Origin of the sequence: Flavobacterium cerinum (assembly GCF_024496085.1) — a bacterium.
Lineage (GTDB): Bacteria > Bacteroidota > Bacteroidia > Flavobacteriales > Flavobacteriaceae > Flavobacterium > Flavobacterium cerinum_A.
Genome location: NZ_CP101751.1, coordinates 3,293,134 through 3,319,913 on the forward strand (window position 1 = coordinate 3,293,134; position 26,780 = coordinate 3,319,913).

Here is a 26,780-nt window from a genome sequence, read left to right on the forward strand (position 1 = left end):
ACCTTAACCCAAAAAACAAGATGAAAAATATACAATTTGCCCATTTTACTAAATTTAGTGACGACCCCAACTACCGCAAGATGGGAGGTAACATATACATAAGTCCGGATCTATACTCTTTCGGAATTAGCTATGAACTCGAAGACGATGAAGATTCACAATATCCATTAGAAGATCTATTAGATAAATTCTATTTATATGTTTCTGATTTTGAGAATGAGGAAACCTTTGCTGTTTCCCGCAACGTTACAATTGAACTAAGCGGTGAATTAGATGATGTCAGAGCTGCAACCGATGCTATTATAGGCAAAAGAGTCTATAATCAGGAATATGTTGACTCAGAAGGTGTAACCCGTGTAAGACTTGTAATAGAATAATAATGATCAATGAAAAAAGAATTTATACTATCACCTTCAAAAAAGAAATCTAAAATAGAAGGTTTTCCACCCCTAAAAAGCTGTCTGACTGATATAAAGGGTTTTAATAAAGTGCTGCTTCCTATTGTAAAGTTCGATGGGAGTGTGGTTAACGAAAAGTGGGAAGGTATTCCGTTTACCTTCATCATTCAGAATGTGGATGTAAGTCGTATCGATTTCCGGTTGGAAGAGGGCAAATATCAGCTATTGACGCCGCTTAAACTCAGAAAACTGGAAGCGTATGACGCATCGGATATTAAACGCGAGTACCTGCAAACCTCGGTAGATAAGATCGAAAAAGTAAGCTATAACCATGTTGATCAATATAGTAATGATGGTATGCTACAACATTCCGGGTCGTTTAGTCACGATGCCAACAGACGCGTCGCATATGGTTATGATCAAATTAACGGGAAGCCGATGCCGGTTACCAAAACGATACAATATTATATGGGTAACGGCGAATGGCTGGACTCGGAACTATACACTTACCAGTATGATGCCGATGGTTTTTATGAAATGACTACAATGCATCAACCGGCTCGTGACATAACAATGACCGAAAAAATACTGTACCAAAAGAACCGTAAAGGTTATACGGCATTCAAAGAATTGGCTCCGCACCATCTTCCCGCGGCAGATGAAAATCTGGGTGCTATCTACTCAAAGGTTCCTTTTTCCGCTGTTTTTAAAGAAAGTGAAACCGATTGGAATGTTAGCTTTAGTACTAATGGTTGGTATATTGACGGTAAAAAAGAAGCGGATTTCGTTGCCCGACAGGGAAAATTGATACACCTTCACTCCTTTGACCATTTTTATGATCTGTATTCCGGATTCCTTGAATACACCTGTAAAATTGAAAATCAGGACGAAATAAAGGTTGAAGTCAACGAAAAAGACGGGCTACCCTATTCCATTGCCTATTCTTTTAGCTGTCCGGAAGAAAACGATAAGTGGTCTTTAAAGTACATCGAAAAAAGTCCTACAAAAGTTATTATGGAGTGGAACGGCATCTGTACTCTTGAACATCTGGGCCATGAGATTGCCGTAACAAAAGAAGATCAATATGGCATTGAGCACTTTACACTTTCAGGACAACTTACCTTACAACAGGCAATAATGATGGTATTGACGCAAAGTTATTTGTGGTGGGATGACTTTGAACAGGAAAAATTTGACGATTGGCTTATGTATCCGTATCGTGTTAATCCTGTGCCGTTAAAATTTATATATACTAAAACCGAAAATGGTATTGAACGTGTTTTACAGGAGATAAAAATTGAAGATAACAAAACCGAAGGAACGCTACAGATAGGCAAACCGGACTGGCTACAAAGTAATGAAACCCCACGTGATCCCGACGGACAAAAAATGGAATTTGTAGCACAACTCGATCACAGTAATATGTTCGGAACACTATTCCTGTTTTATTCGGAAAAACACCAATTGGTATCACAAATATTTCAGTGTACCTAATTCATTCGATTGCAGCCTTTAGTAATCCTTAGTTTAAATTAATTTGTTTAAAAAAATTGCCTCTCGATTGAGAGGCATTTTTTTATTTTTTATACTTGGCTATTGCTGTTTCCATCCAGGCTTTATATTCTTCTGCATCCGGTGTATAACCTACCGGTTCAGACAAACGATTCTCCTGATTGTCCAGAATAATATAATACGGCTGTGCATTGGCTTTATAATGTGTAATCTGGAAATCACTCCATTTATTACCAATCGTTACGATTTCTTTTCCGGTTTCTTTTGAAACATACTGCTCGTTTTTCGGTAACTCTCGTTTATCATCTACATATAACGAAATCAGTACAACGTCTTTTTTCAGAATCGAAAGAATTCCCGGTTTCGACCAAACGAAGTCTTCCATTTTACGACAGTTAACACATGCAAATCCGGTAAAGTCCAGTAATACCGGTTTATTAACCGATTTGGCGTAAGCCATCCCTTTTTCGTAATCGGTAAACGCTACGATATCATGCGGACCTAATTTAGCGCCGTCCGGTAAAGCTTCCGTATTGGTTGCTCCTCCTCCTTTAGAATTTCCTACTCCATATGGACTTTCACTATAGGTCATCGGTGGCGGGAATCCCGAAATCAATTTTAACGGAGCACCCCATAATCCCGGAATCAGATAGATTGTAAAAGACAATACTAAAAGTCCTAAACCTAATCTTCCTACTGAAATATGCGATAGCGGACTATCATGCGGTAATGTAATCTTTCCTAATAAATATAACGCCAGTGTACCGAAGATCGCAATCCAGATCGCCAGGAATACTTCTCGCTCTAATAAATGAGTTTGTAATACTAAATCCGCATTGGAAAGGAATTTAAAGGCTAGAGCTAATTCCAGGAATCCTAAAACTACTTTTACCGTATTTAACCATCCTCCTGATTTCGGTAATGAATTTAACCAACCCGGGAACATCGCAAATAACATAAAAGGCAATGCTAAAGCAGATGAAAATCCAAGCATTCCTACAATTGGAGCAATACCGCCTTTAGAAGCCGCTTCTACCAATAAGGTTCCTACAATCGGACCGGTACAAGAGAAGGAAACAATTGCTAAAGCCAAAGCCATAAACAAGATTCCGATCATACCGCCTCTATCGGCCTGACGGTCCACTTTGTTCGCCCATGAATTCGGTAACATGATCTCGAATGCTCCTAAGAATGAAGTCGCAAATACTACTAATAGTAAAAAGAATATAATATTAAACCAAACGTTTGTTGATAAAGCATTTAATGCATCGGCTCCGAAAATTGCTGTTACCAATGATCCTAACAGCACATAAATAACGATGATTGAAACACCGTAAATAATAGCATTGCGAATTCCTTGTGCTCTGTTTTTACTTTGTTTTGTAAAGAAACTTACCGTCATTGGAATCATCGGGAACACACATGGTGTTAATAAAGCCGCAAATCCGGAGAAAAATGCAATGATAAAGATCGTAAATAACCCTTTTTTCTCTTCATGCTTACCGATTGGCTTAGCGGTATCAGCTGTTGTCACCGTTGCCGTTGCTGTACTGTCTACAGTCGGTGCAGCTACAGTAGTTGAATCTTCAGTTGTCGGTTGCGTCGCTTCGGAAGCTTCAATTTTTAAGGCCGGTAACGTAAAATCAAATATTTTATCCTGTTGGATACACGCTTCTTTACAAACCTGATACGATACGGCTACTTTGATCGTTTTCAGATTCGGATTAGTCACCTTTACCGTTTGTGTAAATCGTGCTTTATTTACAAAATAAAACTCGTCTACTTCAAAAATATCATTGAATACTTTTTTGTATTCACTTTCTTTTGTTTTTCCCGTCAGTTCAAAGTTTCCTTTTTGGTCCTTAAAGGTAAAAACCGTCGGTAACGCACCGCCATCGGGTGTGAACTGAGAATACATATGCCATTCGTTATCGATCGCTGCTTCGAATACTAACACAACTTCGTTATCGGATTTTTTCTCTACAGAAGTTTTCCATTTTACAGGATCCAGCATCTGACCCTGTGCACTTATAAAAGCAAAAAAGAGTAGTAATAAGGCGTTTAACTTTTTCATGTAATTTTTATTTGTCTTCGAATTACCAAAGCTGTAATTCTATTTTTATAATGGTATTAGTTGTTTCTTCAGTTGTAAACCGGCGGTCGGCTCGTTTTCCTACCACCCATATAATTTCATCTCCGGAACACAGCAGCCAGCAATTTTCTTTATCAATCAGTGAAAATTTTTCATCTTTAAAATATTTACTGATTTTTTTTCGGCCTGCCATTCCCGACGGGTAAAAATAGTCACCTTCCTTCCATTTTCGTAAAATGAGCGGTAATTTTAACTTATCTTTATCAACAAAGATAATTCTACTGTCGCCGTTGTCTGTAACATTTGTTACCGGGTACATTTTTATCCGTCCCTGCTCCAATGCTACTTCCTGATTTTCGGTTATTTCCAAATACTGATCCGTTATTGTTTTCTGTTTACTCAGCAATAAGAAGTCGCGATCTTTTAATAGCCTGTAATGTCCCGAAAAGACCTGTTTTCCGGATTGTGCTTCAACCAGATTGTAGATATCGTCCCAAGCAGTAAATCCATACGATTTCAGCCATTGGTATAAATAGGCTTTATAATTGGGTACGAGTTTTAGTTTTTCAATTGCTATCGATAATTGTCCGTCTTTTTCAGTTACCACCTTTTTATAAAGGCTATCAACTGCATCTTTGGTTAAGGTTTCCGCTTGTTGTAAATGATGCAACGTGTCCTGAAAACCCTGTAAAAAATTCGGATTCAGTTCTTTTAAAACCGGAACAACCTGATGTCGTAACCGATTCCGTACATATTTATCAGAGGCATTACTGCTGTCTTCCCTCCAATTTATTGCATTATCCCTGGCATAGTTTTCTATTTCAACACGACTAAACGGTAACAAAGGTCTTAGTGTTTGTCCGTTTTGTCCCGGAATACCGGTTAATCCATCCAATCCGGTTCCACGTGTCAGGTTGATTAAAAATGTTTCCAATGCATCATCCAAATGATGTGCTGTAAGCAGATAATCATACCCTTCCTCATCGATCAATCGTTGAAACCAATTGTAGCGTAATTCCCTTGCTGCCAATTGTATTGACAATTTTCGGGATGTTGCATATTCCTGAGTATTAAAGCGAATCGTTAGAAATCGGATATTTTGTTCTGTACAAAATTCCGATACAAAACGTTCATCTCCGTCGCTTTCATCACCTCGCAAACTGAAATTACAGTGTGCTACAGCAATTTCATACGGTAAAGCATGAAACAAATGTAACAACACCGTACTATCAATCCCGCCGCTGATGGCCAGCAATAACTTCTTCCCTTTCAAAAAAGGGTAATCGTTATCGAGATGTTTCTGTAAGCGCTGTAACATAATTTCTATTTAGTCTATTTCTTAATAGTGACACAAAGTTACAAAATGGAGGGTTTATTTTACAATTAATTATAAGTTGTTTCCAATACTTCCCGCATCGCTTTTGCTTTTAACAAGCATTCATCGTATTCCTGTTCCGGTATCGCTGCTGCTGTAATAGCACTTCCGACAGAAAAAGATACGTAATTTGTTGTTGCGTTGTATAAAATACTACGGATAACAACATTAAAATCAAAATCCCCGTCAGGTGTAAAATAGCCCAATGCACCACTATATACTCCTCTTTTTGTTTCTTCCAGTTCTTCTATGATTTTCATCGCCGCAATTTTCGGTGCGCCGGTCATACTTCCCATCGGGAAAGTCGTTTTCAGCACTTCTATCGGTGATATAGTATCTTCCACTTCGGAAGTAATGGTCGAAATCATTTGATGCACCTGTTTGAAAGTATAAACACCGCATAATTCCGCTACCTGAACACTTCCTTTTCGAGCCGTATGCGCCAAATCGTTACGAACCAGATCCACTATCATGATATTTTCCGAACGTTCTTTCGGGTTTTCGGCTAATGCCGCTTTGATTTCCGCATCTTCAAGCGCATTTTCATGCCGTTTTGCCGTACCCTTAATCGGTTGTGATAGCATCTTATTGCCTTCTTTCCGAAGATAACGTTCCGGAGATGCAGACATCAGATAGTGCTTATTATTTTTAAAAAATCCGGCAAACGGAGGTTCGGAAATCGCATTTAGTCGTTGGTAAACTTCATACGGATCAATCGCTACCGCTTCTGCAAAAAACTCCATACAGAAATTCGCTTCGTAAATATCACCTCGATGAATGTGTTCCAGCATTTTATTTACCTTAAACAGGTATTCCGACTTACTGATACGCTGTTGAATCGAAATGCTGTTCATCATTTTTTTATTCACCCGCTTAATATACTGAATTTCATTCCAATCGGATTCAATTTCATCATCACACATTCCCAGATATAAAATCTGAAGTTGATTTTCTTTTAATAAGAATACCTTTTTGGGCTGAAAAAAGAACAATTCCGGAAACTGTAAACCGTCGTAATTATTGGATTGTAATTGTTCCGTATCGTTTTTTAAATCGTAGGCTAAATAACCAAAAAGCCAATCTTTTGTCTGCGACTGATATTGTTTTAAGTCGTCAAAAGCATTGTCAGAATCCGTTTGAATGGCAGTAAAGGCATCTACGGCCAATATTGCATCATAACTACTGTATTCCTGCGGATATTCGTTACTATCGAGCCATACAATCTCTCTGAATTGTTGTGCCCAAAGCAATAATTGTGTTTTAAACAGAATCGGATCGGTTATTTCTTTTATCGTTGTTGTTCTCAATAGTCGGATTTAAGTTTTCAAAAATACAAAATCCCGCATTGTTTTATACGAAGACGGTTTGAAATAAGAAAGGGCCGTCTATAAAGAGACAACCCTACCGGTATTTATGTTAAGTCGTTAAAAGATCCTTTAAAAGAACAGATTGGACCAGCCTTCCCACCCGGATACAATTTCTCTGAGGTAATGATGGCAGTTGATTTTGGCATCACTGATATTTTCTTCTGCAACGGTAATGATTCCTTTTTCGGCTTGCGCCATATAATCGGTCACCAACATAAAAAAATCACTTGCTGAATTGGCATCACTATTATCAATAATCCTGTGAAGCTCGTTTTTAATTTCTAAATTTCCCATTTCCATAATAATCAAATCGTTTTTGCTTCATCCTTGTACAGATTGCCTGTACCCTTACCCTTTACAGCTGTGTAGCTATTTATTCATGGAGTACTAAAATCGGAATTTTAGAATGATACGACAATTTTTGAGTCAAACTTTGTTTGAACAATTCTTCAAAGAAGGAACGTTTGTAAGTTACCATGGACAGGATATCGATGTGCTGGTTATCCAGAAAGTCGTAAATGGTTTGTTTTACATCATCATCAGGGACGATAAAAAACTCCACCGGCTGGTTATCGAATTCTTTTCTCCAGGCAATGATATCTTCGTCATCGCCTTCAAAATTTTTGGTCTTTACTGCCAGACATTTAATTTTGGCATTAAACATTTTAGCAAATTTGATTACCTCATACAATGCTTTTTTGTCCTGTTCGCGAAACCGTGTCGTAAAGGCGATATTGCGAATAACATCAAATTTTGCTTCGTTAGGTACGCTTAATATATTCTTATGAACATTGGTAATTGCACTTCCGGTATTCGATCCGAAAAAGGTTTCCTGCCATCCGGAAGCTCCCGTAGTTCCCATCACTACTAAATCGATCGTTTCATCTTTTACCACTTCTTTTATCGAATGAATCAGATCGCCCTGTTTCAGGATATTACTCATTTTAATATATTCCAGATCGTTATCTTCAGCAATTTTTCTCAAGTACGGAATCTGGTCTTTAAAATTTTCAAATTTGTCCAGCTCAATCGTTTCAAACACTTCCACTATCGCTGTAGCGTGTCCTTCATAGGAAATCGGCGGTAAATCATAAACATGCAAAATGACTACTTCCGCCTGTAATTTATTAGCGAATTTTAAGGCGTACACAAATGCATTGTTGGCTGTTTCGGAAAAATCGGTAGGGAAAAGTATCTTTTTCATGATGTATGCGTTGAATTATTAGTTTCCATAAAGTTACTAAAAGAATTATAAAAAACATATTACAAAAACCAGTTTCACAATTATTTAACCCAGACCGATCCGCTTTTTATTAAACGGTATTTCTTTTGTACCTTTGCGCTCATTTAGCTTGCATTCACATGATTTTACAAGATACTATTGTAGCATTGGCTACTCCATCCGGAGCCGGTGCGATTGCTGTAATCCGTATTTCGGGAAAAGAGGCCATTGCGATAGCGGCTTCCGTTTTCCAATCGGTTTCCGGAAAAGACCTGAGCAAACAACGTACCCATACTTTACACCTCGGCCATATTGTTGACGGTGATAAGGTTCTGGATCAGGTATTAGTATCTTTATTTAAGGGCACCAATTCGTATACCGGTGAAAACACGGTTGAGGTTTCCTGTCACGGATCCACTTTTATTCAGCAGCAGATTATACAGTTATTGCTTCGTAAAGGTTGCCGTATGGCGAATGCAGGAGAATTTACATTGCGTTCGTTTTTAAACGGAAAAATGGATTTATCGCAGGCCGAAGCGGTTGCCGATTTGATTGCATCCGACAATGAAGCCTCACATCAGATTGCAATGCAACAAATGCGCGGCGGATTTAGTAACGAAATCGCTAAACTACGCGAAGAATTACTCAACTTCGCTTCCCTGATCGAACTCGAACTGGATTTTGCAGAAGAAGATGTCGAATTTGCCGATCGAACACAGTTCTATGAATTACTAAATCGAATCGAATTCGTTTTAAAACGACTGATTGACTCTTTTGCGGTTGGTAACGTAATCAAAAACGGAATTCCGGTGGCTATTGTAGGAGAACCGAATGTCGGAAAATCGACTTTATTAAATGCGTTATTAAATGAAGAACGTGCCATTGTATCGGACATTGCCGGAACAACACGAGACACTATCGAAGATGAATTAGTGATCAACGGTATTGGTTTCCGATTTATCGATACAGCGGGAATTCGCGACACGTCCGATTATGTCGAAAGCATCGGAATTAAAAAGACGTTTGAAAAGATGGAACAGGCACAAGTGGTTGTTTATCTTGTGGACAGTTCGTCGATTACCGGAGCCAATTTAAAAGCGGCTCAGGTGGAAATTGAAAAGATTAAAAATCAGTTTCCTTTAAAACCGTTATTAGTGATCGGTAATAAAGCGGATAAACTAACCGAGTCAGAAAAAGCGGTTATCGAAGCGGAAATTCCGGGTATTCTATTGATCAGTGCCAAAGAAAATTCCGGCGTAGAAACGCTAAAAGAAAAGCTGTTATCGTTTGTCAACACCGGTGCGTTGCGTAATAACGAAACAATTGTGACCAACACGCGTCATTATGATTCGTTATTAAAAGCATTGGAAGAAATCCAAAAAGTACAATGGGGATTGCAATCGAACCTTTCCAGCGACCTGATGGCGATTGATATTCGTCAGGCATTATTCTATTTCGGTGAAATTACCGGACAAGTAACAAATGATGAACTGTTAGGAAATATTTTTGCGAATTTTTGTATTGGGAAGTAACCCCGTAAAAGAATACATATCAAAACAAAAAACATTGTTATTCAAAGTTCTGATTTTAAAGTAGGACAACGTTGGCTACTATATACATATGGTTAAGGAATAGCAACGGCATTGTTAGTGCATAATGTAATCAAATAAACGTGTGGTTTGAATGCTGTACTCCACTTATGGAAGTATACGTTTATTTGTTTTCAAAAATATTTCCCAATTAAAGATTTTAGCTACCTTAAACAAGGGTTAGACAGTTTTAAAAATATTTCTAAATCGTTGATTCTTGTTTAAAAACTCTTTTAAGTGGCTCAACGCCGCAAATGTTATGTTTCAGCAAAACGATAGACTTTTTTATCGTCTACTGGAAAAATCTTCAAAATATCCTGACGTCAGAAGGCGGGAGCATATAGATGATAAAAATTGTTTTTTTTGAATATCTTAATTTTGTATAAACAATCTCGGTAATTCACACTTAATCGTAATATTTTTCGATTGTAAATACAAGATAAATTTTGGATACAAATTACCCTTAACTTAAGTAAGCTAATTATTTTCTTTATAGACTAAACTGTTTTATACTTTATATTTACTAATTTACGATCAAAATACCGAATTTGATCTCCACGAAATAAGTTTAGATTAAAGAAAAAGAGGAATTTATAATTTAATTACTAAAAAAATATAGTCTAAATTACAATTTATAGATTTTAAAAATGGAAAAAACAATAGAATTAACAGCCTTAATTAGCCATGCTATAGAGATTGTTAAAACAATAAATGATGAGTGTGAAAACCTTTTAGGTGATAAATTATTTACATATCATCAAGCTCAAATCGAAAAATATTATTACACTAATACTTTCATCCACAGAGATCATAAAGAACCTTTTTTCGATGTTTATTATCCAATCAAAGCAATTTGCAGAACAAAAGTAAATACCTTAGAATTACATGATTCTAACTCATTAAATAAGATATTTAATACTCATACAAAAATTGTAATATCTGGATCTGCAGGTAGTGGAAAAACGACACTAGTGAAAAGTATTTTTCTTAATACATGTAAAAATCGTCATCACATCCCATTTTTTATTGAACTAAGAAATTTAAATGGTTATTCAGGAACATTTGAAGATTATATAATTACAAAAGTTTTACATCTCAATATTAAACCTAATAGAAAAATATTAGAAAGAACTTTAAACTCTGGTAAATTTCTGTTTCTTTTAGACGGATACGATGAAATTTACTCTAACAATTTAGAATTAATTAATAAAGGGATAAATGATTTTATTGATAAATACAATAAAAATATTTTTATTATTTCTACAAGACCAGGTTGCGGAATTGAATATAACACTAGATTTTTTGAATTTAAAATCCAAAAGCTAAGTCAAAATGATGTAGAAGAATTTATTCGTAAGTTAATTCTTGATGAGGAAAGAATTAAGCAGCTTATTAATGCTATTCATTTGGAAAATAATATGAGTTATAAAGAATTTCTAAGCAGTCCTCTCTTACTCTCTATGTTTATAATTTCATTTGAAAACCATCCTGAAATTCCGAAGAAAAAAAGTGCATTTTATAACAATGTTTTTGATACTTTATATTCAAGACATGATGGAATAACGAAAAGTAGTTTTCCAAGAGAGAAAAAGACTAAGTTAGAGAGAGAAGAATTTAAAAAAGTCTTATCCACTTTTTCTTTTATCACAATGGGAATGGGTAAATATAAGTTTACCGATGAAGAACTTACCACATTTTTAATTAAAGTAAAAACTCATATGTCATATAACTATAGAATCGAAGATATGATTTTTGATCTACGGACCACTCTATGTATTCTATTATATGAAGGCTTGGAATATTCTTTTCCACATAGATCAATGCAAGAATATTTCACAGCCCTATTTATAAGTGAGCTACCTGATCAAAACAAAAACAAAGCTTATAAAAAGCTAAATTCATTACTCATTGAAAGCTCTAATGACAGAAGTTTTACATTTTGGAATTTATGTAATGAACTAGATTCAAGAGCATTTAAAAAAGCATTTATGCTACCTGAATTAAAAAAAATAAAAACTAAACTAAACAAAGAACTTCCAGATAATATAAAAATTAATGGTTTTATTGAAATAATACAGCCAACCTTGGTCAAAGACATCATTATTATAACCAACCTTAATGATAAAAACGAAATAGAAAAATTGGAAACTGCGTTAGTGAGAAAAAATAATTTCTATAATTCATTTTTAGACTTTTGTGACATATACGATTATTCACTTTTAACAAATTTTATTGAAAAATCTCAATATAAAGATAATTTTATTTCAATTTTATTAGAACAAAAAAAAAACAATATTATTCCCATAGAAAAAAACAATATTAAAATAAAAAGATTACTAATAAAAAGTGGAATAATCCAAATAATCGATACAATAAGTCAATCAATTGACAATAAGATAAAAGAAATTGAAAAAAAATTAGGAGAAAAAGAAATTAACATTAATAACTTATTAGATTTTTAGATCATCAAAAAATAAACTATACATATTTTAATTAACCTAGTCACACCTATTTGCTATCATAAGTGTATGAATCCCTAATTTATACCGGAAAAAATTTGCATTTTGTTAGATTCTGTAACATACATTATCCCAATCACGCGAATTTGGAATCTCCGTCAGACAAAATAGAACTTTAAATTCCAGTCTGTTGTTAGTTCGAGTAGTAACGAATAATCGATTGGTTTTTATTGATCTCAACAATAGTATTAGAAAGTAATTCAATACCTAAATCCGATTCATTATCAGAATAGTAGGCGGGAATTCTATTTTGCGTTTGCGTTTGTGCTTCTTCCCAGCAAGCTCCAAACCAATTGTCATAAATACTACTTTTTTCTTCATTGTATTCTTCAATCATCTCCTCCCATTCTTCTGTATCGTCTTCCATTTCTTCAACCATATCCATTACCTCTTTCACCTTTGAAAAGTATTCTTTCAATTCATTTCTCAAAAAACTAATGTCTTCCGTAATGGTTAAACCTCTGGCATTGGAGCCAAAAAATACAACCGACAGCCACTCTCTACTATATTCAAAATTGAAAGTTGCTATATCGCCTTTCTCATAGGTAGGCAGCATCATAATAGCCGTTCCATTGAGTATTTGCACGAGCTCTTCAGTGATTTTTGGACGCAATACAGCTAGTGCTGCTTTTAACAATGTATTTAAATCTTTGAGTTCTTTTAGCTGTTCCATTTTTTATCGGCTTTAATACATCGGATATTTATCTGTCGGAATGAAATCAAATCCTTTCAAACCAAATTCAGTGATCTTATTTTTCAACGTTTCGCTAACAATTACGCTGTGTAGCATGTTTTTAATTGTAAAAATATCCTCCTGAATGGTTTCTTCTTTCAGGACTAATTTATCTACACCTCTTATCTTTTTATCACTCAGCATAAACAACTCGGATTTATCATAGTCAACGCAATCAATTTCTTTATTAACTTTCATCAGGTAAATTTCCATCGATTCTTCCCATTTTATATGATACACCTTTACCGGTATAAACTCAAGGTTGGTAATGTTTAAAGACAGGAAAAAAGCTTTGGCTTTGGCAGAAATACCGTAACAACCAGAAATGAAATCGGTATCAAATTCGCCCTGATAATAGGTTTTCGGATAAGATTTCCCTTCCAGTGCCAATTCTAAATTACTATCTGCTTCCCAGCTTACATATTGATCCCCGGAATTGATGTTGTGTTTTATAAAATAGTATTGCATTACTTTTTTGCTTTAATGATAAATGAATCACATAGAATTTACGTCAGTTCCCGAAAGTAAGAAAAATACTTATTTTAACAATTGCTTTATTCTTCACCTCAATTTAATTTCTTAAAATCTAATGATGCATCTGTGCTAAAAATTCCAAATGAGTTTTGAAATCGAGTAATTCCATATTATTTACACTTCTATTTCCTCCTAAAGCCAAAGCAAGTTTGTAGCCGGCACATTTGTCGTGTGGAATATGTTTAAATTTGTCCATTACAGCAAATTCTGTTTTTCCGTTACAATCCTCTTTCCAAAAATTTGAAGCTGGTAAATCCCACTCTATTAACACATTAAAACTAGTAGAAATAATATTCTTTTCTCCTGTATGTATATTTAGAAAAGCGATATTCTTCCCGAAACTATATTCCTCCCACAGAAACAGACAACCGGTTGCAGTTCTTGCGAAAACTTGTGCTTTGTCGGATACTTCCGGAAAACGCCTTACAATTTCATTGTATTCTTTTGGATTTAATAAGGTAAATAATCCATTTTTATAGGAACAAAATCCATGTGCTTTCCATATATCGGTAATGATATCCGTTACGTCCTTGTCTGCCATTAAAACGCCTTCATATTCGAAAATCAAATCGGCATCCGCGAAAGCATAATTTTCTGATTGTTCCATAAATCCCATTAAGGATTGATAGATAATTTCAAATTCTGTCATTCTATTTTTGTCTGGATTATTTTATGTTATACATCACTTTCAGAAATATAACGGAAAGTCTAATATCATTTTTAAGAAATGTAATTTTAATTAATTTTCCGGATATAACAACACGTAAAGCGATAATAAATAGGAAGAATTAGAAAGCAACCGGGAAAAGAAACTCTTCGAAAAGTGGAGACACTATCAAAAGTGATATCAATACGTTATTTGCATTTCCTTTTTCTGTACCTTAGTATAGGTAAACAACTTATAATCTGCATTTTGAATATAAGTCGATCGTTTTTGTTCCTTTATTCGTTACTAGTGCCCTATCCCAAATTAGTAGTAATCGAAATACGCCTTTCCAAAATAACTTAACCTTAAAAATCACTATCATGAAAAACATTTCCCGAACTATTATTCTATCACTTTTAGCCCTTTGCGGACATTTTACGATATTATTCGGACAAACTTTAGAAAACAACACCCAAAATCTGGCTGTAATTTCATCGGCTCCTGTTAGTTATCGCGTAAATGTAAGCGGTAGTACTTTACATGGCTATTACAAAAAAGATTATAAATTAACAATCTATGGCGATTCCACGGCTATTGGTTATCGTGCCGATTGCGACAAAGATGATGATTGGTCGCATGCGAAAGTTCGCGGGACAACGCAATCTTCAAATAGCTTTGAAACAACCTATGGATGTGTTTTTAATCCCCATAAATTATACGGAACGGTTTTACCGGGTAACGCTAAGGGGCAATATCATTATGACAATTTAAAAAAACTTGGCGTTGGGATTGGTGACTTAACAATGACATACAAACTCAACAGTAATAATAAGGTTATCGATTCAGTTGTAGGTGTCGTATTCGATAGAGGTCCGCATAACCAACCCGGAGAATCAAGTGTCGCAGTCTGTAATAAATTCAAGCCATTGTTAGACAACAATCAATTTATTTATATTGTTTTTCCCAATACTGCTAAACATATTAAAAAAGTAATCGGAACCAAAGCTGATAACAAAACACTAAAGAGAAATCCCGAAAATGCTGACATTGACAAAGCGTATCTACTGATGTTGGCTGAAGAATCGGCAAGCCTTAGAAAGCAGCGAAAAGAAAACCTATTAAAAGAATTAAGCCAAATTCCGGTGAAGTCTAACTTCGATAATGCAACAGCCGAAGAAAAAGCAGCAGGAAAACTAAAACCTAAAAATAATGATCGTAACCTTAACGAGTAAGTCATGATCAAAATAGCATGCCAACTAGTTTTACATTTCCCGGTCACGCGATTGCGCGGATTTGCAATCCGTGTAAACAGAAATAACAGATCGCGTGGATTTGTAATCCGCGTTATTACTATTTAAAGTAAATCCGTTTTAACAGCTTGTATCCTTTCCATTATTCTTCAAAATCAGGACATTTTTTAAAACAGGTGCAAAATATTCTTTAACTTTGATACTATCAAATGATATTATCAAATTGAAATCTCCTTATTCAATTACAAATAAAACACTAATGCTTGTTACCGCTATTTCAGAAAAATTAGGGGAAATAAATGCTACCTATTTATATAAGCCGGCAACAGAATTAAGAAAGAAAAACAGAATTAAAACGATTCAGTCTTCTTTAGAAATTGAAGGTAATACTTTGACCGAAGAACAGATTACTGCTTTGTTAGAGAATAAAAGAATTATTGCCCCGCAAAAAGACATTGTAGAAGTTCAGAATGCCATAAAAATCTATGAACAACTCAATCAGTTTAATCCTTATCAATTGAAAGCTTTAGAAAAAGCACATGCGGTTTTAATGAACGGATTGATTGATCATCCTGGAAAACTAAGAACAACCAATGTCGGCATTGTAAAAGGTTCGAAGGTAGAACATATCACTCCCGGAGGAGCAATGGTAAAGGGTTTAATGAAAGACCTTTTTGAATATTTGAAAAAGGATACCGATTTAATTCTAATTAAAAGCTGTGTCTTTCATTATGAATTTGAGTTTATTCATCCGTTTATTGATGGAAATGGTAGAATGGGCAGGCTATGGCAAACGCTTATTTTAATGCAAAAATATCCCGTTTTTGAATATTTACCCGTTGAATCCCTAATCAAGCAAAAACAAACCGAATATTACAACAAGTTATCCGAATCTGATAAAAAAGGGCATTCAACACCTTTTATTGAGTTTATGCTTGAAATCATATTAGAATCGTTAACCGGACTTTTACAATCGCAATCCGTTATTCTACATACGACGGATCGGATCGATTTATTTAAAGAGAAGATCGGCAAAATCAAATTTACCAGAAAAGATTATATGCAGCTTTTTAAAAATATATCGGCACCAACCGCAAGCCGAGATCTGAAATGGGCTGTTAATGAAGGTATACTAACGAAATTCGGGGAATTAAGATTAACAGAATATCAATTTTTATAACAATGCAAGTACAAATCCTTAGTGATCTTCATTTAGAGTTCGGTAACCGGGCTGCTTTATCTTTTGACAAGGCTGATATTATTATTCTGGCCGGTGATACACATTTGGGAACAAAAGGTATCGAATGGGTTAAAAAACACATTCCGAATAAAACGGTTCTCTATCTTTTGGGCAATCACGAATATTATAAAGGTTCTTATCCGAAAACGCTACGAAAAATTCAGGAAGCAGCTCAGGATTCTACAATTCAGGTATTGGAAAACAGCTTTGTTGACATTGGTAATGTTCGTTTTCACGGTTGTACATTGTGGACTGATTTTTCAATTTTAGGTGATCCGATGCAATACGGTATGATTTGTCAGAGTAAAATGAATGACTATAAATACATCAAACGGGATCCTTCCTACTCCAAAATAAGATCTGTTGATGTTTATGGTATTCATCAAAGATCAAAAGCCTGGTTAAAAGAAAGTCTGACACAATCAGCTGGTTTAAAAAATATTGTGATAACACATCATGCGCCCAGTTTACAATCGATTCCGGAAGCTAATCGAAAAGATCCGGTTACAGCGGCATACGCTTCTGACCTTGAAGATTTGATTTTAGACCATCAGCCCTTATACTGGATTCACGGACATATTCATACGCCTACCCGCTATTGTATCGGAAAAACAGAAATCATTTGCAATCCGCATGGTTATCCGGATGATACTTATAATGGTTTTCACAACGAACTGATTCTTACTCTTTAAGCTTAGTTTGCGTTTTATTTAAATCAGTTTCTTTTCTTTTTGGAGTTCCTGAATTTTATAATATCCCTACTTAATGACTTATTATTAGGATTAAAACCGACAAGCTCTGTAGTCATCCACGGGTTAATATCGATACATCCGGCAATAATTTCATACGCTATCGCTCTAACCGGTTCCTGAAGCGCATCATGTTTATCGAATTCTTTTTTGATCACACCTAAAAACTCCCAGTTTCTGTCGGCTTTCAATTCTTCTTTATAAAAGCGCTTTATCTCAACGGTCAGAAGCTCTTTGTCTTCTATATTAGAAAAGTAGTTACTCAAACAATCACCGGCACTGAGTTTCTGATGCCATCCTTCCAATAACATTGTTTGTCCTTTTAAAGGCTGATTCATTTTTTTACGATAAATCAGTGATGCGCGAACATACTGTTTCTTTTTTATATAATCATCCGCAACCATTTCATAATAGCGATTTGCTTCTTTTTCCTGTTTTAGCAAAGCATACAAATCCGCTACTTTTTCCATTTCACCCAATTCTTTATAAATTTCTATTGCCTGTTTATATAGTTTCCCTTTTTCAAAACAATCAGCTGCCCGAGGTTTGTCTTTGCAATGTTTCAGATAGATTGCACCGGCTTCACCATAATAACCACCATCTTCCAAAACCTGAGCTGCTTTGAAATGGTTCTTCAATAATTGCAAATAAATTCCGGCTGCTTTTTTATATTCTTTACGCTTGATATGTTCCTCTGCCAGCTTCTCATATCGGTTTCTTAAAATCTCAAATTTGTCATTCGAAATAACCACATTTCCTCCGAAATTGTCATTGTTAGTTTCATTTTTTCCTAAAAAAGAATAAATAAACCGTGCCAGTAGAATAATAAAAAAAATAAAAAAGGTATTACTTCCTGCTTCACTTTCACCGGAAAAAAGTCCTATAATTAGCAATAAACCAACAATCGCTCCTAACAGGTATAAAAATTTACGAACATCCGGATCCATTTTAAACGTGCTTCCGATACCTTTACGAAATACATAACTTCCATTTCCGATACCCCTTCCACTTCCCGTTATATCGATCGGAATTCCAAGTGATAGCGCCTGATCCGGATGTTTCTCCAAATAGGCCAGTAGCTTATCGATTTCCCGTTGATTCCCTTTCATGATTTTATCCATATTAAAGGGCACATTTTTAGCATCAGGAGTTCCCGCCTGCTCTTCAATAGCTTCTGCCAGTTTTTCCTGATCCGTTTCAATACTATACGAACGAATTGTTTTAGGAATTAATACACCACCAGAAGGTTTATTCATAACAACAGTGGCTTCTTTCGGCATTTCCAAAAGCAAATTCCAGTCAACTTCCTGATCAAGTTCGATAAGGCCAATTTCCGGATGCATAACATAACCATCGGCACTGAATTGCTTTGTCCATTCGGCTTCAATTAACTCCGGAAAGACAATCGCGTTTTCCGGAATAAACAGCTTATTGTGTACACATTGCATATGACTGTTTTTTCCGATATCAGTCATTTTTACATTTTGTTGCGGTACCACCAAACAGCCGAATAATTCATTCGGTTTTTTACCCGGTAACGGATAGATACGCGTATTTTCCGGTTTAATTCCCAGAGTATAATAGATTTCCTGAAGCCATAGTTCCGCATCAGAACCTTTGATCAGTATTCCTTGCTTCGGATAACAGTTTTTATGAAACGGTTTTAACTTAAACTCCATGATTTAAAATCGTATTTATAAAAGGCGCAAAATAATACTTTTCAAATTCTTCAATTGTTATAATTTTTTGCTCCGCTTCTCCTTTAAAATAGTTTTTATTTCCGGCGAACCAGGTATCGGTAGCCATAGCCAGTTCAATATCTAATGTTGTAGGCATATAGATCGTAGGAATCTCTTCATTACTACTTTTAAAAATCAACATTCCCATTCCGTCCCGATATACTGCGCTACCATCCGGAAAAAGAAATCGGTTGAGCATTTTTTCATAAACCGCTTCTACCGCCGGTACATAATTCCGGTTACTAATTAAGTTTATTGCCGCAATACGAGGAAGCAACGTATTGATATTCAATAAATGTTTATTCAATTGCAGCTGTTTATCCTTCGTAATACACATCGGCATAAAATTTAGCAACACATTATGATCAATAAAGCTTTGTGTAAATCTTTTCGTTCTTTTTTGTGTATCTGAAAAACGTTGTCCCAGATATCTTTTTTGTGTTACTTCATCAACCATTAATTCGTCTTTGTCAACATAAAAATGTAAATATTCGTTATTGACTTCACTAAAGCAATAAAAACCGCCTTCTTCAACTAATCTGTAAGCATTGGCATCTCCTTTTAAAGCGATTTTTCTTTGGTGGTATTCTCTTGTATTCAGGTTAAGAATACTCAGATACATTTCTTTCCGATAAAATGCTCCGAGTATATATTCTCCATTTTTATTTATTTGCAATGCATAATCCCCGTTCTGTTTGACAGACAAATTGTTTAATAGCAACTCCATTCCTTTATGTATCCTGAAATAGTGCTCATCATCCGGTATAGTAACCTGCGTTTTAAATAACATTCCGGTACTTGTCAGCAAACAAAATTCGTCTTTCGGAAGCGGGAAAACAGCCATATATTTTCTAGGCGGCGGTAGCAATATCGGATACATTGTTTCCGGTAGTGTATCTCCTTTCCATATCTCCTTATCCGATTTTTTTGACTTCCCGGATTTCTTTTTAGTCCATAGTTCCTCTAAAGGCAATTCAATATGTTGTATTCTTTTACGCCCTCGGTTCTGAAGTCGGTCGAAATTTAGAATCCCTTCCGTTCCGGCTGTAATGATATATTTAATTTTATCGTGATTTTCACTTACTACCCGTCGCATATCGGCGGATGCCATAGCTTCTTCCGATGTGATTAAAAACACTTCCGAATGTTTGATATCGGTATTTTCATTGAGTATTTCGGACAATTCCGGTGCGACATCCAGTTTTGTTCCTAAGCTATCAAGTCCGTCAATAATGTCCTCAATCGTTTCGTAGGCTATTTCCCGATAACCGTTCCCCATAGCCACTATTTTACATTCGATATCGGTTTTAGGATGTTTGGCTATAGCCAATGCCGAAGCAAAAGCCAATATTTTTGGTGTTCCCCAATTTTTCAGCGAACAATCGATCAGTAAGAGTCGGAAAAATTTATCCGATTCCGGCGGCACTTCCCTTTTAATATATAACGCTTCATTATTAGCGATGCGCGACATAAAGATTTCATCTTCATTGGCAAATTCCGAAATCAGTAATTTATCAAAATCCCCTTTATTCGTAAGATCTGAGACGCCTCCCAAAGGCTGATGACTTGGTGTTGAATGATGTAACGGTATGTTTAATCCGCTCCAGATACGTTGAATCAAACTTCCGATCAAAAATGTTTTCGGTTCCTCGATCAGCTTGTCTATAAAACTATCGGATGAAGCCGGTATCGGTTCCAAATCTTCAATTTCCTGATCCAGTTCTGTGAGTTTCGGTACATTGGCAATTGCTGCCAACAACGTTTCCGTAGTCGGATATTTAATATTCAGGTGCGCCAGTGTCTGAAGATCTTTTTTAAGATTCGCATCACTTAACGAAAGCTTTCTTGCACTTTCTACAAGTAAATACTTATGCTCTTTATACGACAGCATTATACTTTGTGCCGTATGCGCTGCAACTCGATTATGGCAATTCTTAAAAATCGTTTGTAATAACTGTTTCCGTTTGTCACCTTGTTTGAATTCAGTCGGTAAGTCGGCAAGCGTTTTTAAAAAATTATGAGCATATGTAAACCCTTTCGGGTAGGTTGGTTCTTTTTTAACCGTATAACTGTTATTGATAATTTCAAAAACCTGAGTCAGCGATTCCGTTGCATTTGAATTCGTCGCTATTAATGCTAATAATAACGATCCGAACGGCGGAAATCCGTCAATTGCAAGTAAATCCAGTGTTTCCATCACAAACTGCTCGTAGGCAATCGTGTTTCCTTCCGGAATTACCAAAGCTTCAAAAACACTATCTGACGTCCTGATTTCGTTTTCCCATTCCCAGAAATAGTTTTCATAGGATTGAAAATATTGTTGCAACTTCATATTATCTTTCAGAATAAGTTAAACGAAATGAACTGATCGACAACGGCATTAATGCTTCTTTTTCGATTGTTATATAGGTATTGTTTTCCAGCCATAAAATCAACTGTTTATTATCCGGATCGATGCACTGCTTCAATACTTTTGTCAGCAAAGGCAATTGAAATTCAAAACCGGTCGGTAATAAAAAATCATTATACATCCAATACGATCGGCCGGCAACCGGTAATAAAGGCGTACCCAAAATCAACGGATTATGATCTACATCAACCCATTTTAACCGGTTTAGTCTTACTTTAGGCGCTGTCAATATGTATTCACCGGCTACTTTTTTATCGATCCATACCGCATAAGTGGGTTGTTCCTGTTGTGACGGCACTATTTTAATCGCAATCTTTTGTTCAATTCCAAAAAAATTATGATTTAAAGAAGGTAATGAAACCGGTAAAGCATATGCTAACGGCGACCATAACAGTTGCGGCATTTTTTTAACCGGTAATAAACTATCCTTTAAAAACAGCAGACCACTTTTAGCGTAATATACTTTACTATAGGGTAACCCTTTTATTAAAGCACTTTCAGCCTGTTCCGGATTAATTTCTTTAATCCATAACGAATCACCGTCGAAAGCCGCCTTCAGATTATCCCAATGCCTTATTTGGCCTACTAATTCTTTATGAACCGCGGGAATTTCGAGCAGAAAAGTAGTTATAATGTTTGCAGTATCGTCTGCCATAAGGTCTCAATCTCTTGTTGTATATATTGTTTTTGCTCTCCGTTTTTAATCCAGTCGCAACGGGTTTGTAAATAACGAAGCTTGTCTTTTACAATATTTTTTTCTTCAAAGGAAAGCGCATCCTCTTTCCATCTGGCTGTAAGCAATTGTACATCTTTGATTATTTCTTCCGGATTCGGTGTTTTATTGAATGCCGCCTGCGGATGTGTTGCTGTATTTGTATCTTTTTCAATAACCGTGTTGATCATACTTTCCAGTACTTCAATCTGTTCTTCCGTATCCCAAATATATTTAAGTACCCAAAGATCTGAAAGCGTAGCTTCTGTACGTCCGCACATTAATGCACTGGCGGCAATAAGGTTCTGTAATTTTACAGCCCGTCTGTCGGATACTTTAATTCCTGTATTTCTCAGGCTATGTACCAGATTCACATACGGTTCGCGTATCGCCTTAAGATCAACATTACGGCAAGCACTTTGTAATTGTTTTATTTCTTCGGCATCGATACTAACCGGATCTTCGGCAACCGAATTTTCCAGTTTCCATCCTGCTAACAATACTTCATACAATTGATCCGGATCGACATAATCACATTTTATCCGAATCAGGAATCGGTCCAGTAAGGCATTCAGCGCTTCATCTTCCGGAAGCACGTTACTGGCGCCGACAAACATAAGAGCAGGCAGTTTTTTCGTTTCTTTTCCTCTTCTGAAAATTTTCTCATTAAGTGCCATCAGCAAACTGTTCAGAATCGCTGAATTGGCGTTAAATATTTCATCCAGAAAGACCATTGAGGCTTCCGGCATCATCCCTTCTGTATTGGTAACAAGTTCTCCGTCTTTTAATTTCCGGATATCAAAAGGGCCGAATATTTCATTCGGTTCTGTAAAACGAGTTAGTAAATATTCGAAATTTTTACCCTGCGTTATCCTGTCGGACAAAGCGCGTACTATAGCACTTTTTGCCGTTCCCGGAGGTCCGAGTAAAAAGGCATTTTCGCGAGCGATCAATCCGATGCCTAATAAATCGATAATTTCATCTTTACCGATAAACGTGTTTTTAAGTTGCGATAAAGCTTTGTTTAATTTTTCTGCCGTAGCCATGTATTTTATATGATGGTGCCTTTAGGCACAATTAATTAGTTAGTAAATTCCCGCCACAAATCGTTTTTATAATCACCGATATTAGCCAGTAATGCGCTTTTTATTTCCGGCTGAGTGGTCCATTTTGTTGCTTTATTTTCAGTGATCCGATCCAGATAGAGCTGTTTAAGACACTCATTATTTAAAATTACCGTCAGATCCGGTATCGCAACCGTTCCGTCATGACCAATCCCGGAATACGGAAAATAGTTTAGTATTTCTTCCAATATTGCTATAAGCGGATCATTTACATCAACCGCTTCCAGTGCATATTTTATGGCCGGCAGAAAACGCAGACATAAATCGGCAGAAAGCATTACCGAAGCATCGATAGTCCCTTTATAAGGCGGAAGTAATGTTTGTAATTCTGTTATTTTATTTTCCCGAAAGAGGAACAATTGTGCCGCAATATATATCGTTTTAGCGCCCCATAATGCGGCGGTTTCCGAAAATAGCGGTGATTCAAAAGGATAGTCCGTGCTTTCTCTTTCGTATTCACCTTCTAAAAAGGCAATCGCATCCTGTTCGTCTTCATACGCTATCGTCATCAGCTTGTCATATAATATCACATGCTCTTTCGTTCGTAAATGATATAAAGTTTCCTGGAAAGGTTTATCGGGCAGTTTCATACTATTTTTCACCTACTAATGGTGCAAACGCAAATATATTATAAAAAATGAATAGGAATTTATTGAAATCCATTTCTGTAGTTTAGTCGGAGCAAGTATGATACCGAAGGAACCTCTTTCCTCTTTCCTCTTTCCTCTTTCCTCTTTCCTCTTTCCTCTTTCCTCTTTCCTCTTTCCTCTTTTTTCTTTTTTCTTTTTTCTTAATTACACTATCACCGTTTATTCCTTTGCATTGTTACTTTTCTGCCAGGGAAATTTACCTTCAATTTCAACTTCCAGCGACAGGCTTAAAAAGGTTCGGATTAATACGATTATCGCCAATGAAAGTACTCGATCCATTGTGGGTTCCGTGACAACAGTTCCAATGATATCCCCGGCTACTAAAATTTCCAAGCCCAGTAATATCGCTTTACCCAATTCCTGTCGCAATATTTTATATGAACGGGGTGCAGTTCCCTGAAGTGAAAAGATAAACTTTCCCATTGCGATTACACCTCCTATGATTATTGTGATAATACCGGCTATTTCAATTCCTTTTGCTACATATTCGATATATAATTTTATTTCCTCCATTTTCCTTTTTAATTAGAATATCAATTAAAAATACAAATAGTATTGAATAGAATCAAATTATTGCAATAATGGAATATATACAATAAACACTTAACTATACCGAATTGCAAAATATGATGCTTAAATCGGCTTCCTTTTACGGCTTTTTAGTAAACCCTTTACGTGTCATTTCGCCCCAGCCTTTGGTTCCCATTATTTTATCTTTATAGCCTACCAATGCGGCATAAACCGTTATCGGATGAAAATAAAACGGTTCGATCAAAGCTGCTAACAGTAACTTAAAAAAATCGGCTTGTTTCGGGTATTTATGATACGTCCGCTCTTCTCCGTATAATGCAATAACAGAAAAGAAGATTGCAAAAGTGTAGACAAACAATAACAGTAAAATAAAGAAATGCCAGTTTAGCATACCCGATATCAAAAAGAAAACCGTCATAACAAGACCGATAAATTCAATTCCCGGCGCCAGAAATTCAAACAAGGTCCAATATGGAATACTGATCATTCCTAAAAGTTTATAATTCGGATTCAGGAACATTTTTTTATGAAAACCAAGTGTTTCAATAGTACCTCTCATCCAGCGACTGCGTTGCTTTTTGAATATTTTAAACTCTTCCGGTGCTTCCGTCCAGCAAAGCGGATCCGGAATATAGCTCACCGAATACGGTAGTTTATTTTCCAGCATATAACGACGCATCCGAACCACCAGTTCCATATCTTCCCCAACCGTTTTGGTACTATAACCACCGGCCAATAACGCAATTTCTTTATCAAACGCACCGAACGCACCGCTGATCAATAGAAGTCCGTCCAATCGTCCCCAAGCCATTCTGCCCAACAAAAACGCTCGTAAATATTCCAATACCTGAATTCGGGACAGCATTCGATCCGGAACATTAACTTCGACCAAACGCCCGTTTTTAATCACACACTGATTCGCTATCCGAACCACACCACCGGTCGCAATGATACGCTTACCATATGATTCCAGGAAAGGTTTGGCCAATTTAAGCAGTGCGTCTTTATCCAGAATACAATCAACATCAATACAAACGACATAAGGATATTCGGCAATATTAAGTCCGGCATTTAGCGCATCGGCCTTTCCGCCGTTTTCCTTATCCACGACAATCAACTTCTTAAACGCTGCATTTCGGGAACGGTATATCCCTTTTATTTCTTTTGTTTTAATTTGCTGACGTACCTCTAAATCTGAAAGAATCAGATCATATTTTTTGATCAATATTTCCATTGAATTGTCCTTACTTCCATCGTTCACGACAATCACCTGATAGCTGTTATAATTTAAGGAAAGGAGTGATTTCACATTTTCTTCAATTGTAAAACCTTCGTTATAAGCCGGAGCAATCAGGGAAAGTTTAGGCGCCAATTCACTGGTAAGCAACACACTATAATCGACAAAACTGTTCTTTTTAAGGTATCCTCTTAATTCTTTTGCCGACAAATAGGCCAGTATCAGATATGATGACATGATCAATATTGCATATGCCAGAATAAGAATCAGGTAAATATCAAAAAACAAAGCGAGTTCGTTGTTAAAAAAAGTCATTAGCCTATATTGTTAAACAGTTAAGGTTTGCAATACGTTTTGCGCTTCATATTTTAGTGTTGTATTCGGTGTTTTTTCGGCCAACTGTGCCACATACGGAACTTTTTGCGTCAGTTTTAACTCCCGGATCAGTTTTAATCCAAGCGTTACTACGGTTGTATTCCGGGATTCCAATAAGAGTTCCGCGCCTTGGGTATCACCAATATCATGTTTTTTAAAGGCGGCTATGATATTCACCGTAGTCCAGTCATCAATCGGATACGGATGTTCGGCTAGATGCACAATTCCTTTAATTCCTTCGAGTTTGATACAAGCATTTATAGCTGTAATCTGCAACGTTTTATTACGCGCTTTCGAACAGATCAAAATCCGGTCAAAAGCGTCATTTACATTCATTTCCGCTAATTCGGTAATTCCTTTACACTGCACATCCCATTTCCTGCTTTTCAGTTTTTTAAAAGAATCCTGTATTAATCCCGACTCTGTATAAAATTGCTCCAGTTTCTGCGCATAAAGTCCGTCATAATTTTTATGGAGATTAAGGATTGATTCGATCATCTCTTCTCTGAAAAAGCGATCAGCGGCTTGTTTTGTGTATTCTTCTTGTTGCAAAACAGCGGGAATCGGAACTTCTTCAAACGTAATAGTGAACAGTAATTTATCGATAATCGTACTGTAGGCTATACTCCTTTTTTCCTTTTTAATATTACTGTTCCGGCTTTTTATAATGAGCAGATACAACAAAAAAGAGGCTGTTACAAACAAAATGGTGGCGCCTATTAAAAACGGCTCCTTCCACGTGTCGCTCATATAAAGTTCTTGTATATTGATCATAT

At 36.0% G+C, this 26,780-nt stretch carries 23 protein-coding genes; 7 read left to right on the top strand and 16 right to left on the bottom strand.

Translation table 11 applies throughout. The features are described from left to right. The first annotated feature begins 20 nt into the window (after window positions 1–20). Window positions 21–377 carry a hypothetical protein gene (locus NOX80_RS14865; RefSeq protein ID WP_256550584.1) on the top strand — a complete coding sequence of 119 codons (357 nt, stop codon included), beginning with the start codon at window positions 21–23 and terminating at the stop codon, window positions 375–377. A gap of 9 nt (window positions 378–386) precedes the next feature. Continuing rightward, complete coding sequence (locus NOX80_RS14870; RefSeq protein WP_256550585.1) at window positions 387–1,892, top strand: hypothetical protein; 1,506 nt, start codon at window positions 387–389, stop codon at window positions 1,890–1,892. A gap of 82 nt (window positions 1,893–1,974) precedes the next feature. On the opposite strand, the gene NOX80_RS14875 is transcribed toward NOX80_RS14870, so the two are convergent. The 5 genes from NOX80_RS14875 to NOX80_RS14895 all read right to left on the bottom strand — a co-directional run bounded on the left by NOX80_RS14875 (window position 1,975) and on the right by NOX80_RS14895 (window position 7,948). Beyond that, window positions 1,975–3,984 carry a protein-disulfide reductase DsbD family protein gene (locus NOX80_RS14875; RefSeq protein ID WP_256550586.1) on the bottom strand — a complete coding sequence of 670 codons (2,010 nt, stop codon included), beginning with the start codon at window positions 3,982–3,984 and terminating at the stop codon, window positions 1,975–1,977. Between the two features lie 22 nt (window positions 3,985–4,006). Next, window positions 4,007–5,320 carry a tRNA lysidine(34) synthetase TilS gene (gene tilS, locus NOX80_RS14880; RefSeq protein WP_256550587.1) on the bottom strand — a complete coding sequence of 438 codons (1,314 nt, stop codon included), beginning with the start codon at window positions 5,318–5,320 and terminating at the stop codon, window positions 4,007–4,009. A 65-nt stretch (window positions 5,321–5,385) separates the two neighbouring features. Next, complete coding sequence (locus NOX80_RS14885) at window positions 5,386–6,684, bottom strand: anthranilate synthase component I family protein (RefSeq protein WP_256550588.1); 1,299 nt, start codon at window positions 6,682–6,684, stop codon at window positions 5,386–5,388. Window positions 6,685–6,813: 129 nt separating this feature from the next. Continuing rightward, window positions 6,814–7,038 (bottom strand): hypothetical protein, encoded by a 225-nt coding sequence (locus NOX80_RS14890; protein WP_256550589.1) that lies wholly within the window; start codon window positions 7,036–7,038, stop codon window positions 6,814–6,816. Window positions 7,039–7,117: 79 nt separating this feature from the next. Further along, window positions 7,118–7,948, bottom strand: a complete 831-nt coding sequence (locus NOX80_RS14895; protein ID WP_256550590.1) for a universal stress protein — start codon at window positions 7,946–7,948, stop codon at window positions 7,118–7,120. Between the two features lie 158 nt (window positions 7,949–8,106). Here NOX80_RS14895 and mnmE point away from each other — a divergent pair, with 158 nt between their 5' ends. Both mnmE and NOX80_RS14905 read left to right on the top strand, forming a co-directional pair. Continuing rightward, window positions 8,107–9,498: a tRNA uridine-5-carboxymethylaminomethyl(34) synthesis GTPase MnmE gene (gene mnmE, locus NOX80_RS14900; RefSeq protein WP_256550591.1), complete on the top strand. Its 1,392-nt coding sequence runs from the start codon at window positions 8,107–8,109 to the stop codon at window positions 9,496–9,498. A 704-nt stretch (window positions 9,499–10,202) separates the two neighbouring features. Beyond that, window positions 10,203–12,017, top strand: a complete 1,815-nt coding sequence (locus NOX80_RS14905) for an NACHT domain-containing protein (protein WP_256550592.1) — start codon at window positions 10,203–10,205, stop codon at window positions 12,015–12,017. 190 nt (window positions 12,018–12,207) lie between these two features. Here NOX80_RS14905 and NOX80_RS14910 read toward each other — a convergent pair whose 3' ends face one another. The 3 genes from NOX80_RS14910 to NOX80_RS14920 all read right to left on the bottom strand — a co-directional run bounded on the left by NOX80_RS14910 (window position 12,208) and on the right by NOX80_RS14920 (window position 13,990). Next, window positions 12,208–12,747 carry a hypothetical protein gene (locus NOX80_RS14910; protein ID WP_256550593.1) on the bottom strand — a complete coding sequence of 180 codons (540 nt, stop codon included), beginning with the start codon at window positions 12,745–12,747 and terminating at the stop codon, window positions 12,208–12,210. Window positions 12,748–12,759: 12 nt separating this feature from the next. Next, on the bottom strand, window positions 12,760–13,275 hold the full coding sequence (locus NOX80_RS14915; RefSeq protein WP_256550594.1) for an imm11 family protein: 516 nt from the start codon (window positions 13,273–13,275) through the stop codon (window positions 12,760–12,762). 118 nt (window positions 13,276–13,393) lie between these two features. Continuing rightward, window positions 13,394–13,990 (bottom strand): T6SS immunity protein Tdi1 domain-containing protein, encoded by a 597-nt coding sequence (locus tag NOX80_RS14920; RefSeq protein WP_256550595.1) that lies wholly within the window; start codon window positions 13,988–13,990, stop codon window positions 13,394–13,396. Between the two features lie 377 nt (window positions 13,991–14,367). Between NOX80_RS14920 and NOX80_RS14925 the strand changes: the two genes are divergently transcribed. The 3 genes from NOX80_RS14925 to NOX80_RS14935 all read left to right on the top strand — a co-directional run bounded on the left by NOX80_RS14925 (window position 14,368) and on the right by NOX80_RS14935 (window position 17,169). Next, window positions 14,368–15,219 (top strand): hypothetical protein, encoded by an 852-nt coding sequence (locus tag NOX80_RS14925; RefSeq protein WP_256550596.1) that lies wholly within the window; start codon window positions 14,368–14,370, stop codon window positions 15,217–15,219. A gap of 241 nt (window positions 15,220–15,460) precedes the next feature. Continuing rightward, a complete protein-coding gene (locus NOX80_RS14930) occupies window positions 15,461–16,417 on the top strand; it encodes a Fic family protein (RefSeq protein WP_256553021.1) in 957 nt (318 codons plus the stop codon). Between the two features lie 2 nt (window positions 16,418–16,419). Next, entirely contained in the window at window positions 16,420–17,169 is a 750-nt protein-coding gene (locus tag NOX80_RS14935; RefSeq protein WP_256550597.1) for a metallophosphoesterase, read from the top strand. Between the two features lie 23 nt (window positions 17,170–17,192). Here the strand turns inward: NOX80_RS14935 and NOX80_RS14940 are convergent, their stop codons facing one another. The 8 genes from NOX80_RS14940 to NOX80_RS14975 form a co-directional block, all read right to left on the bottom strand. Further along, window positions 17,193–18,905 carry a hypothetical protein gene (locus NOX80_RS14940; protein WP_256550598.1) on the bottom strand — a complete coding sequence of 571 codons (1,713 nt, stop codon included), beginning with the start codon at window positions 18,903–18,905 and terminating at the stop codon, window positions 17,193–17,195. Continuing rightward, a complete protein-coding gene (locus NOX80_RS14945; RefSeq protein ID WP_256550599.1) occupies window positions 18,895–21,297 on the bottom strand; it encodes a hypothetical protein in 2,403 nt (800 codons plus the stop codon). Before NOX80_RS14945 ends, NOX80_RS14940 begins: the two co-directional genes overlap by 11 nt. A 1-nt stretch (window position 21,298) precedes the next feature. Next, the gene (locus NOX80_RS14950) at window positions 21,299–22,030 is read right to left on the bottom strand and encodes a hypothetical protein (RefSeq protein ID WP_256550600.1); all 732 of its coding nucleotides are present in this window, start codon (window positions 22,028–22,030) and stop codon (window positions 21,299–21,301) included. Then, the gene (locus NOX80_RS14955; protein ID WP_256550601.1) at window positions 22,003–23,133 is read right to left on the bottom strand and encodes an AAA family ATPase; all 1,131 of its coding nucleotides are present in this window, start codon (window positions 23,131–23,133) and stop codon (window positions 22,003–22,005) included. The genes NOX80_RS14950 and NOX80_RS14955 overlap by 28 nt, the downstream gene beginning before the upstream one ends. 35 nt (window positions 23,134–23,168) lie before the next feature. After that, on the bottom strand, window positions 23,169–23,801 hold the full coding sequence (locus NOX80_RS14960) for a hypothetical protein (RefSeq protein ID WP_256550602.1): 633 nt from the start codon (window positions 23,799–23,801) through the stop codon (window positions 23,169–23,171). 219 nt (window positions 23,802–24,020) lie between these two features. Further along, a complete protein-coding gene (locus NOX80_RS14965; RefSeq protein WP_256550603.1) occupies window positions 24,021–24,374 on the bottom strand; it encodes a DUF1622 domain-containing protein in 354 nt (117 codons plus the stop codon). Between the two features lie 136 nt (window positions 24,375–24,510). Continuing rightward, a complete protein-coding gene (locus NOX80_RS14970; RefSeq protein ID WP_256550604.1) occupies window positions 24,511–25,944 on the bottom strand; it encodes a glycosyltransferase family 2 protein in 1,434 nt (477 codons plus the stop codon). A gap of 12 nt (window positions 25,945–25,956) precedes the next feature. Next, a complete protein-coding gene (locus NOX80_RS14975) occupies window positions 25,957–26,778 on the bottom strand; it encodes a hypothetical protein (RefSeq protein ID WP_256550605.1) in 822 nt (273 codons plus the stop codon). Window positions 26,779–26,780: the final 2 nt, after the last annotated feature.